Origin of the sequence: Pseudomonas sp. CBC3 (genome assembly GCF_037967085.1) — a bacterium.
Lineage (GTDB): Bacteria > Pseudomonadota > Gammaproteobacteria > Pseudomonadales > Pseudomonadaceae > Stutzerimonas.
Genome location: NZ_JBANEO010000001.1, coordinates 593,608 through 617,665, shown reverse-complemented (window position 1 = coordinate 617,665; position 24,058 = coordinate 593,608). Strand labels below are relative to the sequence as shown.

Here is a 24,058-nt window from a genome sequence, read left to right as displayed (position 1 = left end):
GCCGCAGCCGCAGGGCGAGATATCGCCTCGTTCGGCTACGCGTTTGTGCGCTGTCTATGGTTTGGGAGAAATGTAAATGAGCGGACGTGACACAGATATTCGACGTCTCAATGAGCTTACCGGTGGCAACGTCGAATTCCGCGAGTTTGGCGCCTCGATGGATGCGGGCTCCAGCGACTGGAGTTTGTTGAACGCCGTCTCTCGCAGCGTGGATCCAGCTAATGCCGCTCCCAGCACGGACGTGCCGGGTGCCCAGCCGCCGAACCAACCCATCCCCATCGCGCGTGAGGCTGATTGGTCCATGTTGACGTCCGTCGGCATGCCGCCGCTGCGCATGGTTGCCGAGGCGCCAATCGTCCCGGAGCCAATCGCTGAGAAATCGACCGTTACAGTGCAACGGCCAACGGCCGAAGCGAACGATGCAAAGCCAAGCTTTGGCCATCTGTTCCGTAAAACGATCATTAATCCACCGCCAGAAGCACAGCATACCGACCTGGTACAGCTATTGAAGGCTATTAGCCGATGCCATTGATCTGCATAACCTCGCCCAAAGGGGGCGTTGGTAAAACGACCCTGGCTGCTAACCTCGCCTTTGCCTTGCAGCGTCTTGGTCATCCGGTCGTCATCATCGATTTCGACGTGCAGAACGCGCTTCGTCTACATTTGGGCATTGCGCTCAACGACGACCGTGGTTATGTCGCTCATGCGCCACACCAGCCCAATTGGAGCCGGCTCAGCCTGACCACGCAGAGCGGAATTCGCGTGTTGCCTTATGGCGATTGCTCGGCGGAAGCGACGCAGCTTTTCGAACGGCATCTTCGTGAAGATCCCAACGTACTCGCGGAGGGGCTGCGTGACTTTCTGGCGGTCCCCGGTTTGATGGTGATAGCGGACACGCCTCCGGGGCCGACCGCGGCACTCGATGCGCTGGATCGCATCGCCGATTATCGGGTCGCCGTATTGCTGGCGGATTCGGGATCGATATCCCAGTTGCCGAAGATCGAGCAGGGCGACTTCTACCGTTATTCGCGAAACGACCTGAGCTCGGTTGGATATATCGTCAATCAGGTAGACAGGCGTCGGCGACTCAATCAGGACGTAACCGAGTTTCTTCGTGCGAGGCTTGGAAGCCAGGTGCTGGGCATGGTTCACCGTGACGAGGCGCTCGCCGAGGCCCTTGCTACGCAGCAAACCGTCTTTACCTTCGAGCCTGCCGCGGCGTCAGCGCACGACATCGACCAGATAGCTCGTCGTTTGGCGCAACGACTCGAGCATAGCCAGGCCCACCGTCAGGCTCACCGGAACTAAGGAAGGTTTTAATCCATGTCGCACGAAATTGGCCTGGCCAGGCAAGTCCTGGCTAACCTGGTGCTGTGCTGCTCGCTCGCCGCTCTGGGTCTGGTCGTCGTCGTTCCGATGGCGTTGGAAATGCAGGCCCTGCTGATGGTCACCACCATCGGTGCCGCACTCGTGCTGGGCAGGATGCGCAGCCGCTTGATGACGTTGGTGATGATCGTCATCTCGGTCACCGTCTCGCTGCGATACATGTACTGGCGCACGACCGAAACGCTGGTGTTCGGCAATGGGCTCGAAACCTTCCTCGGATTCGGGCTCTATCTGGCCGAGATTTACACCTTGGTCATCCTGATCCTTGGCTACATCCAGACCGCATGGCCACTGGAGCGCCGTATTGCGCCGTTGCCGGAGGATGTTTCGCTCTGGCCGACCGTCGATGTCTATATCCCGACCTACAACGAGAGCCTGAGCGTCGTTCAGGACACCGTGCTCGCCGCGCAGAACCTGGCGTACCCGCGTGACAAGCTGAGCATTTACATTCTCGACGACGGCAAACGCCCTGAATTCGGCGCATTCGCCGCAGCGGCGGGTGTCGGCTATATCGCCCGGTCCGACAATAACCATGCAAAGGCCGGCAATCTGAATCACGCCATGGCGAAGACCCACGGCGAGCTGATTTGCATCTTCGATTGCGACCACGTGGCGACGCAGATTTTTCTGCAGGCCACAGTCGGCGCATTTCTGGACGACCCGAAGCTGGCCTTGATCCAGACGCCGCACCACTTCTATTCCCCCGACCCGTTCGAGCGGAACCTTTCGGCGGGTCGCAAGGTGCCCAACGAGGGCGAGCTCTTTTACGGGCCCGTACAAAAGGGTAATGACTTCTGGAATGCCACATTCTTTTGTGGCTCCTGTGCCGTCATTCGCCGCCGAGCGCTGGAAGATACCAATGGGTTCGCGGTGGAAACCGTGACCGAAGATGCCCATACGGCGCTCAAACTCCAGCGTAAGGGCTGGAATACCGCATTTCTTGGAATACCGCTCGCAGCGGGGTTGGCGACAGAGCGTCTTGTCCTGCACGTAGGACAACGCATTCGCTGGGCGCGCGGAATGACACAGATCATGCGTCTGGACAATCCGCTGCTGGGGCGCGGGTTGTCGTTGCCGCAGCGGCTTTGCTACCTGAACGCGATGTTGCACTTTCAATTCGCCCTGCCGCGCATCGTCTTTTTGACGGCTCCGCTCGCGTATCTGCTGCTGGACCAGAACATCATCTTTTCGTCGGCTGCCGCCATTTTCGTCTATGCGTTGCCGCATCTGGCCGTCGCGATCATCACCAATACCCGTATCCAGGGTAAGCACCGTTACACCTTCTGGGGCGAGATATACGAGACGGTCCTTTGTTTTCACATTGTCTTGCCGACGCTCGTCACGCTATTCAGCCCGAAGCGCGGCAAATTCAACGTGACGGACAAAGGCGATCTGCTGGACAAGGATTACTTCGATGCGCGCATCGTGCGGCCTCATATCATCGTTGCCGCCGTTTTGTTGCTCGGGATCGCGCTCGGCTGCGTACGGTACTTCTGGCTCGCCACCATTGCGCCAAACCCCTACGTACTGGCTCTGAACATTGCCTGGGCCCTGTTCAGCCTGGTGCTGTTGTTCGCTGCCATCGCCGTTGCACACGAAAAGCGTCAGGTACGGGAAACGATTCGGATCGATATCAAGTTGCCGGTCGTGCTGCATCTGGACAACGGCCGCACGTTGCAAACGACTACCGAAGATATCTCGATGGGCGGAATGCGCCTGGCATTGCCGACGGAGGAAATGCTCACCGAGGTGGTCGAGTATGCCGAAATAACTTATGGCGAACGTTCCCAGATCTTCGAAGTGAAAGTGTCCGGCGCAGAGCCCGGCATCTTGCGCCTCAACTTCCAGGCGCCTGGAATCGCTCAGCGACGCGAACTCGTTCGTATCATCATGGGCCGGGCGGATGCATGGTTGCCGCTCGAATCACCAGGCCGAGACCGGCCGCTGCGCTCGCTGTTACTGGTCGTCAGAACCGCGATTTCTCCTTTGCTCCGACGACGCAAAAAGTATGCGTCCGGTGAAAGCGCGAAACCCCTTGAACGGCCCGTATCGAATGCCGCCGCCATGGTTCTGGTGGCCGTGTTCACGGCGGCGTCGGTGATAGCGCCGAACACTACGCTCGCGCAGGTTTCGCCATTGCCCGATCTTCCCGCGCCGCAGGCAGAGACCGTTGAGCTACCTGTACCGGTGTTTAGCGTACCGACCCGGGTGGAGACGCTGACGTTTGGCAAACTGGGCTTTGCCAGCGATCCCTCCATTCGTGGGATGCGCGGTGAGTTGAACGTCCCGTTTTCCGTCAGCCAGCAGGATCTGGTCACCGAAGCGCGCCTGAAGCTCACCATGAGCCACTCGGACCGGCTGCTGCCGGAAACTAGCGACCTGGAAGTCCTGCTCAACGGCGAATTGATCCAGCGCGTTGCGCTCACGCCGGATACCGCGTCCGGTCAGAGCCTCGAAGTGCCGCTCGATCCAATGATGATGCTGCCCTACAACCGCTTGATTTTTCGCCTGCGCGCCCATTATTCGGACCAGTGCGAGAATCCGTTCAACCCGGCGCTCTGGGCGACACTCAGCCGCAGTTCAGCGATCGAACTGGTCACGCAGCCGCTGCCAATGGTCAACGACCTGGCCGCGTTGCCGCAGCCGTTCTTCGACCCTGCCAGCCAGGGCATCGTCACGCTGCCGTTCATCTTCGGTGCCGAGCCAAACGCCGCCATGGCCGAAAGTGCTGCGGCGGTCGCTTCGTACTTCGGTGCGCAGGCCGGCTACCGCAGCGCGCGTTTTCCTGTCCATTACGACGAGCTGCCGACCACCAACGCCATCTTGATCGCGACCGCCGGTGCACTGCCCGATGGGATCGAATTGCCAGTGATCGAAGGTCCGACGCTGGCGGTGATCGACAACCCCCGCCAGCCTCTGTCCAAGTTGTTGCTCGTGCTGGGGCGCGATGCCAACGAGCTGAAAGTCGCCGTCGACGTGCTGACGTTGCAGAGCCAGGGCCTGACCGGCGATCGCGCGCGGGTACAGGCTCGTCCGGTTGCACCCAGAGTGCCGTTCGACGCGCCCGCCTGGTTGCGCACGGATGAGCCTGTGCCGCTGGCGCAGCTGACGGAGGAGGGCGCGCTGACCAGTACCAGCCTCATGCCTGGGCAGATGACCATCGACTTCCGCGCGGCGCCCGATACCTTCGTCTGGCGCAACGGCAATATCCCGCTGCGCCTGCATTACCGCTTCCCGGAGGGCGAGTGGTTCGATGCCTCGAAGTCGCGCCTCGATATCGCCCTGAACGACAACTACCTGACCTCGCTGCCGGTGCTCAAGCCCGGACTGTTCGAAAAGGCCAAACAGCGGCTTGGCTATCCCTCGCGGCTGGAAGAAATCGTGGTGCCGATTCCCGCCTATCTGATCTACGGGCAGAACCGGCTCGACTTCTATTTCAACCTGGATTACGGCGACACCTCGGAGTGCGGTAGCAGCCTGCCGGACGCTGCCTATTCGGCCATCGAGGGCGACTCGACGATCGATCTTTCCAAGACCTACCACTTCGCGCAGCTGCCCAACCTCTCCTTTTTCGTCGGCGCGGGTTTTCCGTTCACGCGCATGGCCGACCTGTCAGAGACCCTGGCGATCCTGCCGAAATCGCCTGCGGAGTCCGAGTTGCAAGCCTTGCTGGAACTGGCCGGCCGCTTTGGCAATGCCAGCGGCTATCCCGCGCGCGGCTTGCGCGTGCAGCTCGGCAGTCAGCTGAGCGACACGATGAAGGGAAAGGATCTGCTGGTGGTCGGCCAGATCGGCGCGCGGCTCGAAGTCGACCCGCTGCTGGCGAAGTCGGCGTTTCGCCGCGAAGACGCGCATTTGCGGGTGCGGGAGCAGAGTCCGCTGGAGCGCGCGATCACCTTGGCCAAGGGCGATTGGGGGCGGGAAACCGATGCCGCCGACCGGACGCTCTCCGGCTATCAGAATTTTCAGGGGCTGCTAAGCGCTGCATCCCCCGTGGATGACACGCGGATCATGGTCATGCTGCTGGCGAGTCGTCAGGAGTGGCTGCCGGATGCGGTGCAGCGGCTCGAGAATGCCCAGCTGAACACTGACATTCGGGGTGACCTCGCCGTGTTCGAAAGCAACAATCGGGTCATGAGCTATCGAGTCGGCCAGCAACTCACCTACGGCACGCTTCCCCTCAACAAATACGCGCGCTGGCTCTTCAGTGAGCGCCCCTTCTTATTGATGTTCATGCTGCTGATCGCCGCTGCCGTGGCGGCCGCCTGTCTTTATCCTCTGCTGCGTGCCCGTGCGGCTCGCCGGGAGCAATCATGATGAGTCGGTTTCGGCCACGTCCGCTGTCCCTTGCCATCTTCTGCAGCTTGTTGCCGGTGCTGGGCTGGTCCCAGACCGCGCCAGCGCCGAACGATGGCTTTTCCGTGCTGATGCAGCAGGCCGATCTCTGGCACGAACGCAATCGACTGGAAATGGCGCGTCAGGTGCTGGATCGCGCGCTGCTGGTGCGTCCGAATGCCGAAGAAGCGCTGTATCGCATGGCGCTCTACGCGCAGGACAAGCAGGCGCGGAAGCAATGGATCGAGCGCCTCCGAGCTGCCAGCCCCGATAGTCATTATTTGGCCAGCCTGAACAGCGCCGACCGCCGCGCACAGATAGACGACCGGGCGCTCGCTGCGGTGCGCCAATTGGCCAGCCGTGGCCGTACGCAGGAAGCGATCAAAGGTTATCGCGCGCTGCTGAACGGCGGCATTCCGTCGCCGGATCTTGCTTCGGAGTACTACCAGACTCTCGCCGGCGATGCGGCATCCTGGAAGGAAGGCGTGGAGGGCCTGAAGCGCCTGGCCGAAGATCAGCCCACCGATGCCGGCGTGCAACTCGCCTACGCCCGGGCACTGACTTATCGCGAAGAGACTCGCCGTCAAGGCATCGAGCGGCTCGCCGAGCTTGCGCCGGCTTCCGCATCGGCGAGCGGCGCCTGGCGTCAGGCGCTGCTCTGGCTCTCGCCGACTGAAGCGGACCGCGCGCGCTACGAGCAGTACATGGCGGCTAATCCGCAGGATCAGGAGATTGGCCAACAGTACGAAGCGGCTATAGCGCGGGCCCAGACGGCCAAGCAGGGCCAGGAACGGGGTGCGGGTTTCACTGCGTTGAGCAAGGGCGAGACAGGCACCGCGCTGGCGAACTTCAGGGCAGCGATCAGCAAGAACCCTAAGGACGCCGACGCGTGGGGCGGGCTTGGCGTCGTGCAGCTGCGCAATCAGCAGTACGCGCAGGCCGCTGCCAGCCTGAGCAAGGCCATCAAGCTGGCGCCCAAGAAAAAGCAGCAATGGGCCGCGGCCCTGCGCGATGCGAATTTCTATAGCCGACTGGCCGATGCACGCAAAGCACGCGATACAGGTGACATCGCAGGGGCCGAAAAGCAGGTCCGGCAACTGAAACCAGGCACGGCGGATCAACGCAGGACGGCGAATCTGCTTTTGGGCGAGTTGCTCTTGCGCGATGAACGGCCGGCCGAGGCCGAGGCCGTCTATCGGCAGAATCTGCAGGCTTCGCCGAACGATTCCGCGAGCCAGCTCGGCTTGTACAACAGCCTCCTGGGCCAACGGAATATTCAAGGCGCTGCGCAACTTCTGCGTAGCACGCCTGCACTGGCCAAGCAGAGTCTGGTTTCGGTTGAGCGAATAGAGGCCCAGGCGCTGCGCGAACGCGGCGAATCGCTGGAAAAAAACGGCGATGTCGACGGCGCGGCTCAACTCTACGCCGAGGCGCTTGCGATGGCGCCAGCCGATCCCTGGGTTCGGCTGGCCTATGCGCGTTTGCTGAACGTACAGGGCGAAGCCGAACAGGCGGAGCGGATGATGGCGCCACTCGGCCAGCGACCCGACGCCGAATCGCGCCATGCGGCGGCGCTGCTGGCAAGCGAGCAGTCGCGCTGGGACGAGGCGTCCGAATTGCTCGCGCAGGTTCCGCCCGTGCAGCAGACCCTGGAAATGCGCGAGCTGCAGCAGCGCGTGGCGGTCAACGAACGCATCGCAACCGCACGCCAGCAGGCGAGCACCGGGAACCCAGTCGTTGCCCGCCAGGCGCTGCGTGAGCTGTACGACAATGCACCAAAGGATCTGGCGGCCCGAGGAAGGATTGCCGAGGCTCTGGCCGATCTCGGCGAGCCGGGACTGGCGTTGAGTCTGGTGCGTGACGATTTGTCCGACACCGTCGACGGGCCGGTGCAAGGCTATCTGGGCCATCTCGCCGTGCTGGGCAAGACCGGTCAGAGCGCCGAGGCCGATGTGCTGATGAGGAGGCTCGCCCAGCGCGGCGAACTTACCGCGCAGGACCAGGCCAGCATCGATCAGCTGCGCGATGGGCTGGCCATTACCCAAGCCGATAATCAGCGTCTGCAAGGCGACTTCGCGGGCGCCTACGACACCCTGATGGCGCGCATCAACGTCTCGCCGGCTAACGACGAGCTGCTGCTGGCGATGGGGCGGTTGTACAACGACGGCAAGATGTATCCGGCAGCGGCGAGCGTGTACAACCACGTCCTGCAGCGCCAGCCGAACCACGCGGAAGCCATCGAAGGCGGCGTCAATGCGGCGCTTGGCAACAAGCAGCCCGACCGCGCCCATGCGTTGCTCGCGTCCGCCACTGGCATGGACGAACCGCGCCGGCTGTTCCTGCGTGCGCGTGTTGCCCAGGCTAAGGGGCAGCATCAGCAAGCGCGCATCCTGCTGGAAAACGCTCAGCGGCAGCAACAACGGCGGTTGGCGGGGCAGGGTTCGCTGCTGCTGGCTCAGGGCGCCCGGCCATTCGTCCAGACCAATCCCTTCCGCAAGGCCAGCGACCCTTCAGCCTATTCGCTGGCGGCGGTCGACAGCTCGCTGCCCGCTTATCTGCAGCGCCAGCCGTTCGCCGGTGCCGCCACGCAATCGGCGCCGGTGGGCGACCCGCTGCTACGTGATATCGACAACGCTCTGACTCAAGTGCGTGAGCAGACCGCATCGTTCGTTTCCGTCGGTGGCCAGCTGCGTGCCCGCGATGGCGAGGCAGGCCTGAGCAAACTCACCGAATTCTCGGCACCGATGACGCTTTCCACCGTGCCGCTGGAGTCGGGGCGACTGGAAGTGACGGCGACGCCGGTGAGCCTCAGTGCGGGTACGGCCAGCGATTCGGCGGCAACCCGCTTTGGCAGTCATGCTATCCCGGCGGGTCTCGTCAACGGCTCGGCCAGTGCCTTCCGCTTGGCTGTCGAAACGGATTACCAGACACGGCTGCAAGTACGCACCCAACAGGTGTTCCAGAGCGAAAACCGAGCGCTCACCGCTCAGGAGCGTGCCGAGCTGCTGTCCACCAGCCGCGAGGAGATGGCATCAGGCATTCAACAGGGGCTGATCGCCGAAGGCTTGTCAATCGAGGACGCCACGGCAGTTCGCAACAATCTGCTTGCGAACACGCCGGAAAAGCTGCTGGACAGCTATAAACCCGGCTCGCAGAACGAGGCTGGCGTCGCCCTCAATCTCGCCTACAAGGGAGATCTGATCAGCGCAGACATCGGCACCACGCCGTTGGGCTTCAGCCAGACCAATATCGTCGGTGGGATCAAGGTATCGCCGAAGTTGGGCCAGAATGGCCGGCTGGACATTGACGTCCATCGCCGCGCGGTCACCGACAGCCTGCTGTCCTATGCGGGCTCGAAGGACCCGCTGACCGGCAAGGAATGGGGGGCCGTAACGCGCACCGGCGCCGGCATACAGTACAGCTACGATAACGGCAGCGCGGGGTTCTATGTCGGCGGCAAGGCCGATCGTTACGCCGGGAAAAACGTCGTCGACAACACCGGCCTGGGTTTCAGTAGCGGTATCTACGTCCGGCCGATTCAGGAACAGGATCGCCAGCTGCAAGTCGGGGTTGGTCTGGACTGGATGAGCTTCGACAAGAACCTTGGTTTTTATACCTCGGGTCATGGCGGTTATTTCAGTCCGGAAAACTACGTGGGCGTCTCGCTGCCGGTGCAGTGGACGCAGTCGTTCGGCAAGCGCTGGGACATGCAGGTTGGTGGCGCGCTGGGTTACCAGTCCTACAGTCAGGACAGCGCCGATTATTTCCCCAACGACTCCGAAATGCAGGGCGCGCTGGAGGCAGTGCAGGCGGTGGTCAGCGAGTATGTCACCGACAACAGCGTCCAGGTACAGAGCCGATACAGCGGGCAAAGCGAGAGCGGTATGGCGGTCAACCTGCGCGGCAAACTCGAATACAAGCTCGGCGATCAGACCAAGGTTGGCGGTGCGCTGGGCTATGACAGTTTCGGTGAGTACAAAGAGACCACCGGCTCGATCTACATCAAACACAACCTGGAGAAACTGCCTTGACCTCGGCTAACCCAATCGAAACACGCAGCCTGGCGTACCTGGCCAAGCAGCGCGGCAGTGCCCAGGGCCTTCCCATGCTGCAGGCGCTGGTCGGAGAAATGTTCGATTCGGCGGGCGAGCACGATGGTTGTGCGTTCATGCGCCATGTAGGTCGCCGTATGGCCAACGAGCTTGGAACGCCGAGCGCGAGCACGCTCGAAGCACTCGAAGAGGCTATCAACAACCAATGGCTCGGCATGGACTGGGGCTGGGTAACCCTGACCACCGATGGAAGAAGCCTGACGCTGACCCACGGCGCATATCCCGGTGCGGGCGGCGGCTCCAGCCAATGGCAAGCAGCGATGGCGGCGTTGCTGGAAGGCCTGTATGAGGCCTGGCTGGTGGTGCTCGGTGAAGGTGCGCCGTTGAGGGTCAGCTGTACGGAACAGGTCGAAATGGCGTTGGTGTTCCGCTGCCATGGCGCCTAGACGCTGGATTGCAGCCATGCTGCTTGGCGTCAGCCTGTGTTGTCCCCTGGCGTATGGCGCGGTGGAAAAACTCTGCCCAGCAGACTGGGATCAGTACCGCCAACGCTTCATGGCACCCGACGGGCGCATCGAGGATACCGGTAACGGCCACGTCAGCCACTCCGAAGGGCAAGGCTGGGGCATGCTGTTTGCCGTTTCGGCAGACGACCGGGACGCCTTCGATCGGCTCTGGCGCTGGACCGACTCGACGCTTCGCCGCCAGGACGTTGCGCTGTTCGCGTGGCGCTACGATCCGAACGGGACGCCGCCAATCGCGGATCTTAACGATGCGAGCGATGGTGATGTGCTGATCGCCTGGGCCTTGCTACGCGCCGGTCAGCGTTGGGGCGATGCCGAGCTATTGCAGAGGTCGGCTGAAATCCGCGAGGCGGTCGCCCGGCGATTGGTCCGGCGCATTCAGGGTTACACCACGCTATTGGCGGGAATCGAGGGGTTCGATCAGCCGGCTGGAACGGTCATCAACCTTTCCTATCTGGTTATACCGGCATTCGTTGAGTTCGACCGCGTCGACCATCGGGGCCCCTGGAAAGACCTGCTCAACGATGCGCCGCGTTTGCTCAAGCTGGCGCGGTTCGGAAAGTACGATCTGCCGCCGGATTGGCTGCTATTGCCGGATCGCGGCCGTCCGTATCCAGCCGGTGGTTGGCCTGAGCGTTTCAGTTTCGATGCGGTGCGAATCCCGCTGTACTACCGCTGGGGCGGCGTCGATGCGAAGGAACCCGACCTGCTCAAGCCGTTCGACCGCTTCTGGCGCAGCGAAGGCAAACAGCGGCCACCGGCATGGATAAACCTTGACGATGGGTCGGTTGCGCCGTATCCGATATCCACGGGCGTGGCAGCCATTCATGCTTATCTGACAGGCGCGCCCGCGCCTGCATCTCCGGTAGGCACGGAAGACTACTATTCGGCTTCCCTGTATCTGCTTGCGCAGCTTGCCGGCGGCGGCTGTAAGACTGACAACTAACGGATGGGGCGTCCCCTGTCAGTTGATCAACAGCCGGACAGCCATCCCGGTATCCGCCGCTCCAGGTAGTAGCGCGGCCTGGTCGGCGAGCCTTCGACGAAGCCGACGTGGCCGCCGCTGCGGTGCAGCTCCAGCGTGGTGGTGGCCGAGAGTTCGGCCGGCTCGGGCACGCTGTGACGGAACACGAAGGGGTCGTCCTCGGCCTGGATCAGCAGGGTCGGGATGCTGATGTCGGGTAAAAAGTAGCGGCTCGAAGCGCGCCGGTAGTAGTCGCTGGCATCGCTATAGCCGTGCAACGGCGCAGTGAAGCGGCCGTCGAAATCCCAGAAGGTGCGCATGCCTCGCAACGAGCCGAGGCGTTGGAGTGTCGATAGATGTTCGGCGTTGCCTAGGCTGGTAAAAAGGCGCTGTTTGTCCTTCACATACGCCACCATCTCACGCATGAAATGCGCCTGGTACACGCGCGAAAAGCCGATGCCGATGCGGTCGGCGCACTGGTCCAGCCGGAACGGCACCGAAACCGCCACGGCTTTGTGCAGCGGCGTCGTGCTTCCGGTTTCGCCGAGATACTTGAGCAGCACATTACCGCCCAATGAATAGCCGACCGCATGGAGCGGCGCCAGTGGCCGTATGGCCTGCAGATGGGCGACGACTTCGGTCAGGTCGTCGCTGGCGCCGGAGTGATAGGCGCGCGGCAGCAGGTTCGGTTCGCCGGAACAGCCGCGCCAGTTGACGGCGACGCTGGCCCAGTTCCGCTCGGCCAGTTGCCGTTGCAGGCCCAGCACATAGTGCGAGTTGGACGAGCCGGTCAGGCCGTGCAGGATCAGCACCAGAGGCGCCGTCGGATCGTGCGGGCCATGCCAGTCGAGGTCGATGAAGTCGCCATCGGCCAACCACAGGCGCTCGCGCTGGCGGGATAGTTTGGTGGCGCGACGGCAACAGGGGTTCCATAGCGTTTGCAGATGACCGCCCGGCAGCCACCGGGCCGGCGTAAAGGTTTCGTCGCTGGCGGTACAGCAGCGGGTGTGCGGGTGCGTGGTGGTCATGCTCGGGTGCGACAGGTGGAGATAACGATCAGCCAGTTCAGGCGTTGCGCTCCCATAGCGCGTAATGCACCGTGCCGGCCTTCTTTTCCCGGTGCAGCCGCCAGTTGCCGGGCAGGCCGAGGCTCGATGGCACGGCTTCGCTTTCGGTATAGACCCAGGCGTGGTCGGCTAGCCAACCTTTGTTTTCCAGCAGCTCGCACGTCGGTTGCAGCAGGTTCTTGTTGAACGGCGGGTCGAGGAACACCAGGTCGAAGGGCGTTGGCGACTGGGTTTCCAGATAGCGCAAGGCATCGCTCTGCAGCAACTGGCCCTGGCCACACTTGAGCGTATCCAGATGCTTGCGCAGGCTGGCGATGGCGTTGGCATTCACGTCCAGCGCCAGCGCCATGCTGGCGCCGCGCGACAAGGCTTCGAGATAGAGCGCGCCGCTGCCGGTGAACGGATCGAGCACGCGGGCACCGGACATATAAGGCGCGAGCCAGTTGAACAGCGTTTCGCGCACCCGATCCGGCGTCGGGCGCAGGCCTTCGGCGTCGGGAAAACCGAAGCGCCGGCTGCGCCATTCGCCGCCGATGATGCGCAGCTGGCCCTGGCCGCCATGGGCGGACGGGCGAATGGGTGGGTTGGCCATCAATGCTCCGGAACGCTGCTGGGTTGCTCGAGGGGCTTGTCGCTAGGTGGCGGCAATGGTTTCTGCTCCACCTCCGGGCCCGCCGTGACGATGACGAAACCGTCCGCGTCGAGGTGTTCGTTCATCGCTGTTCTGACCTCTTCGACCGACAGCGCCTGGACCTGTTGCATGAAGTCTTCGAGATAGGTCAGCGGCAGGTCGTAGAAGCCAATGCTGCCCAGCTGGCCAACGATGTCGGCGTTGCTGGCGGTAGACAACGGAAAGCTGCCGGCGATCTCGCGCTTGCTGCGCTCCAGCTCGGCTTGGGTCGGGCCATCTTCGAGGAACTGCGCGACCAGTCGCTGCACCAGCTGCAGCGTGCCATCGGCCAGTTCGGCGCGGGTCTGCAGGTTGATCATGAAAGGGCCGTTGGTCTGCATGGGACTGAAGCCCGAATAGACGCCGTAGGTCAGGCCGCGCTTTTCACGTACTTCTTCCATCAGCCGGGTACCGAAGCCGCCGCCGCCAAGAATCTGGTTGCCCAGATAGAGCGCAGCGTAGTCCGGATGGCCACGGGGGATGCCGAGTTGCGCCAGCAGCAGGTGGGTCTGGTTGGACGGAAAGTCGATGTGCTCGTGCGTGGCTGCGGGCTGCTGCGGCGTGGGCGGTGGCGGCAACGCGGCGCCTTGGGGCAGGGCGGCAGACACCTGCGCGGCGATCGCCTCGGCCTCTTCGCGGCTGAGGTCGCCGACCAGCGCGATCACCACATTGCCGGCGGTGTAGGCCCTGGCGTGGAAGTCGCGCAGCTGCGGGGTGTCGATGCCGGGAATGGATTCAGGCGTGCCTTCGCTGGGGTGTGCGTAGGGATGGTCTTGGTACAGCTGCTCGAACAGCTCCAGACTGGCCAGCTTGCCGGGGTTCTGCTTCTGGAACTCGAAGCCGGTCAGGATCTGGTTCTTGATGCGTTGCAGCGCATCCTCTGGGAAGGTCGGCTGGCCGACCACCTGGCTGAACAGTTCCAGCGCTGGTTGGCGTTTGCCCGCTGCACTCAGGCTGCGCAGGCTGGCGATCGCCATGTCACGGTAGGAGCCGTTGCCGAAGTCGGCGCCCAGATCCTCGAAGCCTTCGGCAATGGCGGTGACATCCTTGCCCTTGATGCCTTCGTTGAGCATGGCGTTGGTCAACATCGCCAGGCCGGGTGTGGCGCCGTCCTGGCTGCTGCCGGCGGCGAAGGTCAGGCGCAGGTCGAACATCGGTAGCTGACGGGCTTCGACGAACAGCACCTTGGCGCCGCCTTCGGTCTGCCAGCTCTGGATATCCAACTCGCGACGGGGCAAGGGCTGGTCGCCCAGTTCGGCAAGCGACTCCAGGCGGGTTTCGTCCTGCTCGGCCTTGGCGATGGCCTGGCCGGATTCGGCGGGTGTCGCGACGTTCTTCGCCGGGGGGATGACCGCAGCGGTATCGCCGGTTTCGCTGCCGCAGGCGGCCAGCCCCAGGGTGCCGAGCAGGACCAGGCCGAGCAGGCCGCGACGCAATAGGGTGCGATCACTCATCGCGGGTCTCCTTGGGCAGAACATGGGCGACGCTCAGGCGCGAGCGGGTGAAATAGGTGCGGGCGGCATGCTGGATATCTTCCGGCGTCACCGCCTCCAAGGCGCTGAGCTCCTCGTCCATCAGGCGCCAGGACAGGCCCACGGTCTCCAGCATGCCGATGGTAGTGGCCTGCTGGGTGATGGAGTCGCGCTCGTAGACCAGGCCGGCAATGACCTGGGCGCGGACTCGCTCGAGCTCTTCTGTCGTGGGGGCGGTCTGCTTGAGCTGTTCGAGCTGCTGCCAGAGGCCCGCCTCCACCTCTTCGAGGGTGCGGCCCTTTTGCACGTTGGGCGCGGCGCTGAGCACGAACAGGCTGTCGCCGCGAGCGTGTGCGTTGTACCAGGCCGAGGCGCTGCTCACCAGTTCCTCGCCGCGCTCCAGCTGCCTCGGCAGGCGGGCACTGTAACCGCCATCGAGCAGTGCGGTGATCAGGCGTAGCGCATGGATCTGCCGCGGGTTATCTGTTTCGGTCGCCAGGCTGGCCGTGTTGAAAGCCATCATCAGGCTCGGCACCTGGGTGTTGAGGTGCAGGGTCAGGCGGCGTTCGCCGGGTTCGTCCAGCTCCAGCGGACGCTTGGCGCTGGGGATGGGGCGCTTCTCGATCGGGCCGAAATAACGCTCGGCCAGCGTGCGCACCTCATCAGCCGTCACGTCGCCGACCACCACCAGGGTGGCGTTATTGGGGGCGTACCAGGCCTCGTACCAGGCGCGCAGTTCCTCTACGGTCATGCGTTCGAGGTCGTCCATCCAGCCGATGGTCGGCGTGTGGTAGCCGCTGGCGGGGTAGGCCATGGCCTTGAAGCGCTCGTAGGCGAGCGAGCTGGGCTTGTCGTCGGTGCGCAGCCGGCGTTCTTCCTTGATTACCTCGATCTCGCGAGCGAATTCGTCGGCCGGCAGCTTGAGGCTGGCCAGGCGGTCGGCCTCAAGCTCGAAGGCCACCGCCAGGCGATCGCGTGCCAGCACCTGGTAATAGGCGGTGTAGTCGTCGCTGGTAAAGGCGTTTTCCTCGGCGCCGAGCTCGCGCAGGATGCGTGACGCCTCGCCAGCGCCGAGCTTGCGGCTACCCTTGAACATCATGTGTTCCAGCGCGTGGGAAAGGCCGGTCTGCCCGGGCGATTCGTAGCTGGAGCCGACCTTGTACCAGAGCTGGGACACCACCACGGGGGCGCGATGGTCCTCGCGGACGATCACCTTGAGACCGTTGTCCAGAAAGAATTCGTGGGTTGGCTGAGCGTCGGCTGCGGTGACCAGCGGCAAGTAAAAAGCGGCGAGTAGCAGAGCGGCGGCGCGTCGTAGCATCGGAGACATAGTGAAAGACTCGTTCAGGAATGAATCCCGCCGTGATGGCGCTGGCAGGCGGAAACACGCGGGCATGGTACTGGCGCGCCGTGATCGGGGCAAAGTGTCAGGAGATTCGAACTGCGTCGCGATGTTCCAGGTCCGATGGCCACGCTTAGCGCAGTCGGTTGCGCGGTGCTAGGATAGCCCCCGTCTGGCCGGTGGCGTGGCCGCCGGCGTTTCGCCCTCTTGAGAAAATCTTCTCCATGTTTGGTTCCAACGACGATAAGAAGGCGCCGGCCGAGGCCGGCGAGAAGAAAGGCCTGTTCGGCTGGTTGCGCAAGAAGCCGCAGACCCCAGCCGCCGAACCGCCTCCATCCGAGCCGCTGGAAGACAGCCAGCCGTTCGCAGGTGAACCCGCTGAGCAGGCCAAAGAGCAGCTGGTCGAGGCCGAGCAGCCCGAGCCCGCCGCCGAACCGGAAATCAAGCCGGAAGTCGCGTCTCAGCCCGAGCCCGAGCCGGTAGCGCAACTCGATGAATCCATGGAGGTGCCGGAAGCCCCGGCGCTCGCTGAAATCGCCGTCGAGCCGGTACTGGTTCCCGTTGCGGAAGAAGTACCGGCCAAGCTGGGCTTCTTCGCCCGCCTCAAACAGGGTCTGTCCAAGACCAGCGCCAGTATCGGCGAAGGCATGGCCAGCCTGTTCCTGGGCAAGAAGGCCATCGATGACGATCTGCTGGACGAACTGGAAACCCGCCTGCTGACCGCCGACGTCGGCGTCGAGGCCACCACGGCGATCATGCAGAACCTTTCCCGCCGCGTCTCGCGCAAGGAACTGGCCGACAGCGGCGCGCTGTACAAGGCACTGCAGGAAGAGCTGGCCGGCCTGCTCAAGCCGGTCGAGCAGCCGCTGCGGATCGAGCCCGGCAAGCAGCCCTTCGTGATCCTCGTGGTCGGCGTCAATGGCGTCGGCAAGACCACCACCATCGGCAAGCTGGCCAAGAAGCTGCAGCTCGAAGGCAAGAAGGTCATGCTCGCCGCTGGCGACACCTTCCGTGCTGCCGCCGTGGAGCAGTTGCAGGTCTGGGGCGAGCGCAACAATATCGCGGTGATCGCCCAGCACACCGGCGCCGATTCCGCCTCGGTGATCTTCGATGCCGTACAGGCCGCGAAGGCCCGTGGCGTCGATGTGCTGATCGCCGACACCGCCGGCCGCCTGCACACCAAGGACAACCTGATGGAGGAGCTGAAAAAGGTCCGCCGGGTCATGGGCAAGCTGGACGAGACGGCTCCGCACGAAGTGCTGCTGGTGCTCGATGCCGGTACCGGCCAGAACGCCATCAATCAGACCAAGCAGTTCAACCAGGCGGTGGAGCTCACCGGGCTGGTGCTGACCAAGCTCGACGGCACCGCCAAGGGCGGGGTGATCTTCGCGCTGGCCAAGCAGTTCGGCACGCCGATTCGCTATATCGGGGTGGGCGAGGGCATCGACGACCTGCGCGCCTTCGAGGCGGATGCCTTCGTCAGTGCGCTGTTCGCCGAGAAGGGAGCGAGCGCAGGTAATCCGCCGTCATGATCCGTTTCGACCAAGTCGGCAAGCGCTATTCCAACGGTCATGTCGGGCTGCACGAACTGTCCTTTCAGGTGCAGCGCGGCGAGTTCCTGTTCGTCACCGGCCATTCCGGCGCCGGCAAGAGCACCCTGCTGCGCCTGCTGCTGGCGATGGAACGACCCACCAGCGGCAAGCTGCTGCTGGCTGGGCAGGACCTGTCGCGCATCAGCAATGCGCAGATTCCTTTTCTGCGCCGGCAGATCGGCGTGGTGTTCCAGAACCACCAGCTGCTGTTCGACCGCACCGTGTTCGACAACGCTGCGCTGCCGCTGCAGATTCTTGGCCTAAACAAGCGCGAGATCGGCCAGAGGGTAATGACTGCGCTAGAGCGGGTCAGCCTGAAGGACAAGGCGCTGCAATATCCATCGGACCTGTCCACCGGCCAGCAACAACGTGTCGGCATCGCCCGCGCCGTTGTACACCGCCCGGCGCTGCTGCTGGCTGACGAGCCCACCGGTAACCTCGACCCGCGCCTGGCGGCGGAAATCATGGGCGTGTTCGAAGATATCAACAAACTCGGCACCACCGTGTTGATCGCCAGTCACGACCTGGCGCTGATCGCCCGCATGCGCCATCGCATGCTCACCCTGCAGCGTGGCCGCCTGATCGGCGATGGGGAGGCCGCCCGATGAGCGCACCCGAGAACAATCCGAACCCGGCCGAACGCGCCGGTGGCGTGCGGAGCAAGCCCGAGCAGCCGAGAGATGACGAGCCGGATTTCAAAACGCTGTTCCACGCCTGGCTGGAAAGCCATCGCGCCAGCATGGTCGACAGCGTCGGCAGGCTGATCAAGCAACCGATTGGAAGTTTCTTCACCTGTCTGGTCATGGCCGTCGCGCTGAGCCTGCCCATGGGGCTGGCGCTGCTGCTGGACAACGTCGAGCGGCTCGGCGGGTCATGGCAGCGGGCGGCGCAGATTTCGCTGTTCATGCAACTGGACGTGGACGCGCAAGAAGGAAGCGCGTTGCGCGAAGAGATCCTGACGATGCCGGGCGTGTCGGAAGCCAGCTGGATCAGCCGTGAGCAGGCGTTGGAGGAATTCCAGCAGCTTTCGGGTCTTGGCGAGGCGCTACGTGAACTACCGGAAAACCCGCTGCCCGGCGTGATTCTGGTAACGCCCAGCGAGATCGATCGCGACAATCTCGAAGCGTTGCGTCAGCGTCTGGCGGAACTGCCAGGCGTCGAGCAGGCGCAGCTGGACCTGCTCTGGGTCGAGCGCCTAACAGCCATTCTGAAGCTGGGCGACCGCTTCGTCTTCGGCCTAACGTTGCTGCTGATCGCCACCCTGCTGCTGGTGATCGGCAACACCATTCGCCTGCATATCGAAAATCGCCGCACCGAGATCGAAGTGGTCAAGTTGGTCGGCGGCACCGACGGTTATGTACGGCGCCCGTTCCTTTACATGGGCGCCTTGTACGGATTGGGCGCCGGGCTGATCGCCTGGCTGCTGCTGGCTTACGGGCTGGGCTGGCTGAACGAGGCGGTAGTGGGGCTGGCCGGCCTGTATGGCAGTGATTTCGGCCTGGCCGGGGTGCCGGTCGAAGATGGTCTGTCGCTGGTTCTCGGCGCCTTGCTGCTGGGTTACGTCGGTGCCTGGCTGGCGGTGGCGAGGCATTTGAGCGAACTTGCGCCGCGCTGATAACTTGTTGATTTTAAAGGTTTTTGTAGGGCTGTAAGGGAACTTTTCCATAGGCTTGCAGTCTGACCCGGCAGTGCTAAACTGCTGCAGCTTCATTATTGGAGGATCTGCATGACTACTAATCTGCAACCTGTTCAAGCCCTGGTCCCGGGAGGAAATCTCGAGGCCTACGTGCAGACGGTCAACAGCATTCCGCTGCTTACGGTCGAGCAGGAACGCGACCTGGCAGAGCGCCTGTTCTACCATCAGGATCTCGAGGCCGCACGTCAGATGGTGCTTGCCCACCTGCGCTTCGTCGTCCATATCGCCCGCAGCTATTCCGGCTATGGGCTGGCCCAGTCCGACCTGATCCAGGAAGGCAATGTCGGCCTGATGAAAGCGGTCAAGCGTTTCAACCCGGAAATGGGTGTGCGCCTGGTGTCCTTTGCGGTGCACTGGATCAAGGCCGAGATTCACGAATTCATTCTGCGCAACTGGCGCATCGTCAAAGTCGCCACCACCAAGGCGCAGCGCAAGCTGTTCTTCAATCTGCGTAGTCAGAAGAAGCGCCTGGCATGGCTGAGCAACGAGGAAGTCGAGCGGGTTGCCGATAGCCTCGGTGTCGAAGCGCGCGAAGTGCGGGAGATGGAGAGTCGCCTTACGGGTCACGACATGGCATTCGATCCGTCAGCCGATGCTGATGACGACAGTGCCTATCAGTCGCCAGCGCATTATCTCGAAGATCATCGTTACGATCCGGCGCGTCAGCTCGAGGATGCCGACTGGAGCGACAGTTCCAATTCCAGCCTGCACGAGGCGCTGGAAACCCTGGATGAGCGCAGCCGCGACATTCTGCAACAACGCTGGCTGAGCGAAGAGAAGGCCACCCTGCATGATCTGGCGGCCAAGTACAGCGTCTCTGCCGAGCGCATTCGCCAGCTGGAAAAGAACGCGATGAACAAGCTCAAGGGTTCCATTCAGGCTTGATCACATGGCTGCTCCCGAGGCGCTGCAACTGCAGCGCCTTTTTTATATCTGTCGAACCGGTACTTGCGTGTTCTTGACGCGGCTCATGGGCGATGTTGCAAGCGTTCCAGGCTGTCGGTAACCGCAATCAGCAGCTGTGCCGCGCTGATGGGTTTGTGTAGCCAGGTGATGCCGGTATCTGTATCGCTCTGCTCGAACCGGCTGGCCGCCGTTATCACGATGATCGGAAGATCTTGCGTGTCGGGATTGGCGCGAACCTCGTCGATCAGCTCGCGCCCGCTCCCATCGGGCAGATGCCAGTCGAGGGTCATTGCCTCATAGCGAACACTGGCGAGTTTGCTTCGTGCTGTATGCAGACTCTGCACCCGATCAACCGCGTAACCGGCATCCCGCAGCATCAGATGCAGCAGTCGGCCGGTGTCCGGTTCGTCTTCGATTACCAGCAGACGTGGTTGGCCCTGATCCACTGTAGATGTGGTCGATTCGAGTATCGGCAATTCGCACCAGAAGGTCGTGCCGAGATCCTGTTCAGTATCGAAGCCGACCCGGCCGCCCATGCGCTCGATAAACTCTTTGGTAATGGCGAGTCCCAGGCCTGTGCCGCCTTGTTGGCGGCTGTCGGAGGCGTCCGCTTGGGCAAACTTTTCGAACACGCGGTTCTGGAAGCCCGGCGGGATGCCCGGCCCCTGATCCGTGACGTTGACGCGAACCTGGCCGATTTCGGTCAGATTGCAGTGCAGGGTTACTTCGCCGCCTTCCGGGGTGTATTTGATCGCGTTCGACAGGAAGTTCGTCAGCACCTGTTGCAGACGCAGCCCATCGACCCAGACGTTGATCTGAGGGGCATCGCGTAATACGCAGTTCACGCCGAAATGAGTGGCAAAGGCCTGGTTGCTGGCCAGGGCCTCTTCCAGCAGCCGGCACAGCGAGTGCTCGCGCATGTCGAAGACCATTTTGCCTGCCGTGATCTTTTCCATGTCCAGCAGATCGTTGATCAGATGACCCAGGCGCAAACTGTTGCGATGAGCGATCTCCAGCATCTGCTCCATGCCCGGCGGAACGTCGCCCAGGGCGCCGCCGGTCACCAGGCCCAGGGCGCCGCTGATAGAGGTCAATGGGGTGCGCAGCTCGTGGCTGACGGTCGAGACGAACTCGTCCTTCATCTGCTCGATGCGTTTGTGTTCGGTCAGGTCCATGCTGGTGCCGCTGATGCGCAGCGGCTGCCCGTTTCGGTCGCGTTGGATGTAGCCTCGGATCAGGGCCGGAACCAGCTTGCCGCTCTTGTGCTGGAAACGCAGCTCGGTCGTGAAGTGATCGACTGCCGAGAGCATGGTCTGCGCCAGCTGTTTTTTTGCCGGAAGCAGGTCGTCGGGCGCCATGACCCTTTCCCAGAGCTTCAGATCCGAATGCAGCTCGCCGGGACGATAGCCGAGCATGTGCCAGGCGCGTGGCGAGGCATAGAAGGTATCGGCTTCCAGATTCAGATCCCAGAGCCCGTCGTTGCTGCCTTTGAGGGCAAGGCTCAAGCGCTCTTCGCTTAGTTGAAGGGCGCGTTTGTTCTCCCGGATATGCTCGGTCATCTGCTGGGCCAGCGCCTCGGCACGGCTGCGTCTAAGCGATAGTGAGGAGGTGAGAAGGAACAGCAGCATGCTGAAGCCGAGACCGAGGCCGATCACCAACCCGTCGTTGCCATGGAAGAAGGCATCGAACTCCGGCAGGCTTTGCAGGTTCAGGGTCCAAGTTTGCCCATACAGGTCCAGCCGCAGGGTCTGGCTGTATCGTGGGGCTTCGGCACGCGGCTGATTGCGGCTGGCAAAGATGAGCTGTTCGGCCTGCTCTTGCGGACCGGCGTAGATGCGCAGGCTGATATTCGGATCGGCCACGCCGAGGATTCCGCGCATCAGGTCGTCCATCCGATAGGGGCTGTAGACGAACCCGCGCAGCGCCTGCATCCGCTGTTCCGGCGAATCGATGGGGATACCCTGACGGTACACCGGGACATACATCAGTACCCCGGCTTGCACCTCGCCATGGGTCTCCTGCCGCAGCTTGACCTTGCCGGTGAGGCGCGTCTGCCCGGTTTCGGCGGCTGTCGACATGGCTTGCCAGCGTACCGGTTCGGCAAACATGTCATAGCCGAATGCGGCGAGGTTGCGGTCAGCGAACGGCTCGAGATAAACGATGGGTGTATAAAGCGGGCGTTCGCCAGGAGGATGAATGTCGTAATCGGCGAAGCCTTCCTTGCGAACGCTCTCTATATGGGCGGTCCGCTGCTCCGGCAGCACCGCCTTGGCGAAGCCTACTCCCTGGATGCCGGGATAACGCTTGGCCAGTTGCAGATGTTCGTTATAAAGGCGCCACTGCTCGCGTGAAACATCGCCGCTGGTGTCGAACAGCGCAGCGGCACCCAGCAGGATCTGCTCATGGTTGATCAGCCGCTTGCCGATGGCTTCGGTTGTTTTCTCCACCAGAAACTCGAACTGGGTGATGGCCGCGCTCGTTTCGTTGCTGCGCAGATGCTGCAGGATGACTAATTGCACGAGCAGCGTGAATACCAGAACGAGCCAGGCAACGCTGTTTCGCCAATTGAAAAATTGCCGCACCCCGTCGAGGGGCGTGCTGTATCCGGTTGCGCTCATGCTGTCGCTGCCATGCGTTCAGGGGCGAATCGAGCGAGAGGTTACTGCATGGGGCCGTCTACCTGACAGCCTTCCCCCTGCATCTCGCAACATGTTGGCTGCAGATTACTCGTTGCGATGGCGCCCTGCCATAACACTCCGTCAGCCGAGCTCGGTGACGCCTTGCACGATGATCGAATCTCAGCGTGCGCCTGATTCTTGCAGTCCGTTCAGGTAGTGACTGCCGCCTAACTGGCGAACCTGCTGGCGAATCCAGCCGGCACGCTGGCGGACGTGCGGACCGGGACGGCCGGCGTTCCACTCGCGCGGGTTAGGCAGCACAGCGGCCAGCTGGCTGGCCTGGGTGGGCGAGAGATTTGCAGCGCTAGTCCCGAAATGGTGCTGCGCAGCCGCTTCGGCGCCGAATATGCCGTTGCCCCATTCCACGCTGTTCAGGTAGACCTCCAGAATTCGCTGTTTCGGCCACAGCAGCTCGATCCACCCGGTGAACCAGACTTCGAAGCCCTTGCGTACCCAGCTTCGCCCGGACCAGAGAAACAGGTTCTTGGCCACCTGCTGACTCAGCGTGCTGGCACCGCGCAGGGAGCCGCCGCGCTCGTTGTGTGCGAACGCGGCGCGAATGGCGGCGATATCGAAGCCCCAATGCTCGGCGAACTTCTGATCTTCGGCAGCGATCACCGCCATCTTCAGATCGTCTGGCAGTACGTTCCAGGGCCGCCAGGTGCGCTGCAGGTCGATACTCTGGCCATTGCTCCAGGATTCGATCTTGCGCTCGATCATGAGCGCGGTGACCGGCGGCGGAACCCAGCGCAGGGCAAGCACCAGCAGCACGGAAAGCGCGGCTAGCCAGAGCAGCAGTTTGATGAGTCGGCGCAGCAGGGCTCGGAGCATGTGGACATAGTCGCAACCAGAGGGAACGGGCATTATAGCGACCGCCATACACCCTGACCGGAAGCTGCCGAATGATTCGCGTCTATCTCCTAATTGCCGCCTTTTTTGGACTGACCGGTGTGGCGCTGGGCGCCTTCGCCGCGCATGGCTTGAAGTCCCGCCTCGGCGCCGACTACCTCGCCGTGTTCCAGACCGGCGTGCACTACCAGCTGATTCATGCCCTGGCGTTGTTCGGGGTTGCGCTGCTCGCCCTGCATGCACCGAGTCGCCTGCTGACTGCCGCGGGCGGTTTATTCTCGCTCGGCGTCCTGCTGTTCTCCGGCAGTTTGTACCTGTTGACTCTGACGGGTATGAGTAAGCTGGGCATCATCACGCCCATCGGTGGGACGGCATTTCTGGCGGGATGGATCTGTTTGATGCTTGCGGCCTGGAATCTTCGCGGCTGAAAAACGGCCTTGTGATGGCAGATGAATGGCGGCGCTTGGCGCCTTGGTGCGCCGGGTCGATCGGGCTAGAATGCGGGCCCCTTGGCTATGGTGGCGA

17 protein-coding genes are annotated in these 24,058 nt (G+C 62.8%); 11 read left to right on the top strand and 6 right to left on the bottom strand.

All coding sequences use genetic code 11. The annotated features are described in order from the left end of the window. Positions 1-76: 76 nt before the first annotated feature. From V6943_RS02775 to V6943_RS02750, 6 genes are read left to right on the top strand one after another with little or no spacing between them, the layout of a single operon-like run. Entirely contained in the window at positions 77-532 is a 456-nt protein-coding gene (locus V6943_RS02775) for a hypothetical protein (protein ID WP_131649488.1), read from the top strand. Further along, positions 523-1,308 carry a cellulose biosynthesis protein BcsQ gene (bcsQ, locus tag V6943_RS02770; protein ID WP_131649489.1) on the top strand — a complete coding sequence of 262 codons (786 nt, stop codon included), beginning with the start codon at positions 523-525 and terminating at the stop codon, positions 1,306-1,308. Before V6943_RS02775 ends, bcsQ begins: the two co-directional genes overlap by 10 nt. 15 nt (positions 1,309-1,323) lie before the next feature. Continuing rightward, positions 1,324-5,703, top strand: coding sequence for a UDP-forming cellulose synthase catalytic subunit (gene bcsA, locus V6943_RS02765; protein ID WP_340552540.1), 4,380 nt, complete (start codon positions 1,324-1,326; stop codon positions 5,701-5,703). Then, entirely contained in the window at positions 5,700-9,752 is a 4,053-nt protein-coding gene (locus tag V6943_RS02760) for a cellulose biosynthesis protein BcsC (RefSeq protein ID WP_340552539.1), read from the top strand. The genes bcsA and V6943_RS02760 overlap by 4 nt, the downstream gene beginning before the upstream one ends. Continuing rightward, complete coding sequence (bcsD, locus tag V6943_RS02755) at positions 9,749-10,219, top strand: cellulose biosynthesis protein BcsD (RefSeq protein ID WP_131649492.1); 471 nt, start codon at positions 9,749-9,751, stop codon at positions 10,217-10,219. The genes V6943_RS02760 and bcsD overlap by 4 nt, the downstream gene beginning before the upstream one ends. Before the next feature lie 16 nt (positions 10,220-10,235). Next, positions 10,236-11,243, top strand: a complete 1,008-nt coding sequence (locus V6943_RS02750) for a glycosyl hydrolase family 8 (RefSeq protein WP_340552538.1) — start codon at positions 10,236-10,238, stop codon at positions 11,241-11,243. Between the two features lie 26 nt (positions 11,244-11,269). Here V6943_RS02750 and V6943_RS02745 read toward each other — a convergent pair whose 3' ends face one another. The 4 genes from V6943_RS02745 to V6943_RS02730 are packed head-to-tail and all read right to left on the bottom strand — an operon-like array spanning position 11,270 to position 15,800. Continuing rightward, a complete protein-coding gene (locus V6943_RS02745) occupies positions 11,270-12,289 on the bottom strand; it encodes a hydrolase (RefSeq protein ID WP_131649494.1) in 1,020 nt (339 codons plus the stop codon). A gap of 37 nt (positions 12,290-12,326) precedes the next feature. Further along, positions 12,327-12,920 (bottom strand): 16S rRNA (guanine(966)-N(2))-methyltransferase RsmD, encoded by a 594-nt coding sequence (rsmD, locus tag V6943_RS02740; protein WP_131649495.1) that lies wholly within the window; start codon positions 12,918-12,920, stop codon positions 12,327-12,329. Continuing rightward, positions 12,920-14,452, bottom strand: a complete 1,533-nt coding sequence (locus V6943_RS02735) for a M16 family metallopeptidase (protein WP_131649496.1) — start codon at positions 14,450-14,452, stop codon at positions 12,920-12,922. Before V6943_RS02735 ends, rsmD begins: the two co-directional genes overlap by 1 nt. Beyond that, a complete protein-coding gene (locus V6943_RS02730; protein WP_340552537.1) occupies positions 14,445-15,800 on the bottom strand; it encodes a M16 family metallopeptidase in 1,356 nt (451 codons plus the stop codon). The genes V6943_RS02735 and V6943_RS02730 overlap by 8 nt, the downstream gene beginning before the upstream one ends. A 236-nt stretch (positions 15,801-16,036) precedes the next feature. On the opposite strand from V6943_RS02730, the gene ftsY reads away from it, so the two are divergent. The 4 genes from ftsY (at position 16,037) to rpoH (ending at position 19,985) form a co-directional block, all read left to right on the top strand. Next, positions 16,037-17,344, top strand: a complete 1,308-nt coding sequence (ftsY, locus tag V6943_RS02725) for a signal recognition particle-docking protein FtsY (RefSeq protein ID WP_340552536.1) — start codon at positions 16,037-16,039, stop codon at positions 17,342-17,344. Next, on the top strand, positions 17,341-18,012 hold the full coding sequence (ftsE, locus tag V6943_RS02720) for a cell division ATP-binding protein FtsE (protein WP_131649499.1): 672 nt from the start codon (positions 17,341-17,343) through the stop codon (positions 18,010-18,012). The genes ftsY and ftsE overlap by 4 nt, the downstream gene beginning before the upstream one ends. Next, positions 18,009-19,019, top strand: a complete 1,011-nt coding sequence (ftsX, locus tag V6943_RS02715; protein WP_340552535.1) for a permease-like cell division protein FtsX — start codon at positions 18,009-18,011, stop codon at positions 19,017-19,019. The genes ftsE and ftsX overlap by 4 nt, the downstream gene beginning before the upstream one ends. Before the next feature lie 111 nt (positions 19,020-19,130). Continuing rightward, on the top strand, positions 19,131-19,985 hold the full coding sequence (gene rpoH, locus V6943_RS02710) for an RNA polymerase sigma factor RpoH (protein WP_131649501.1): 855 nt from the start codon (positions 19,131-19,133) through the stop codon (positions 19,983-19,985). Positions 19,986-20,068: 83 nt separating this feature from the next. On the opposite strand, the gene V6943_RS02705 is transcribed toward rpoH, so the two are convergent. Both V6943_RS02705 and mtgA read right to left on the bottom strand, forming a co-directional pair. Then, positions 20,069-22,624, bottom strand: a complete 2,556-nt coding sequence (locus tag V6943_RS02705) for a hybrid sensor histidine kinase/response regulator (protein ID WP_340552534.1) — start codon at positions 22,622-22,624, stop codon at positions 20,069-20,071. Positions 22,625-22,804: 180 nt separating this feature from the next. Next, positions 22,805-23,515 (bottom strand): monofunctional biosynthetic peptidoglycan transglycosylase, encoded by a 711-nt coding sequence (gene mtgA / locus V6943_RS02700; protein WP_131650022.1) that lies wholly within the window; start codon positions 23,513-23,515, stop codon positions 22,805-22,807. A gap of 71 nt (positions 23,516-23,586) precedes the next feature. On the opposite strand from mtgA, the gene V6943_RS02695 reads away from it, so the two are divergent. Further along, positions 23,587-23,961 carry a DUF423 domain-containing protein gene (locus V6943_RS02695; RefSeq protein WP_131649503.1) on the top strand — a complete coding sequence of 125 codons (375 nt, stop codon included), beginning with the start codon at positions 23,587-23,589 and terminating at the stop codon, positions 23,959-23,961. The last annotated feature ends 97 nt before the right edge of the window (positions 23,962-24,058 follow it).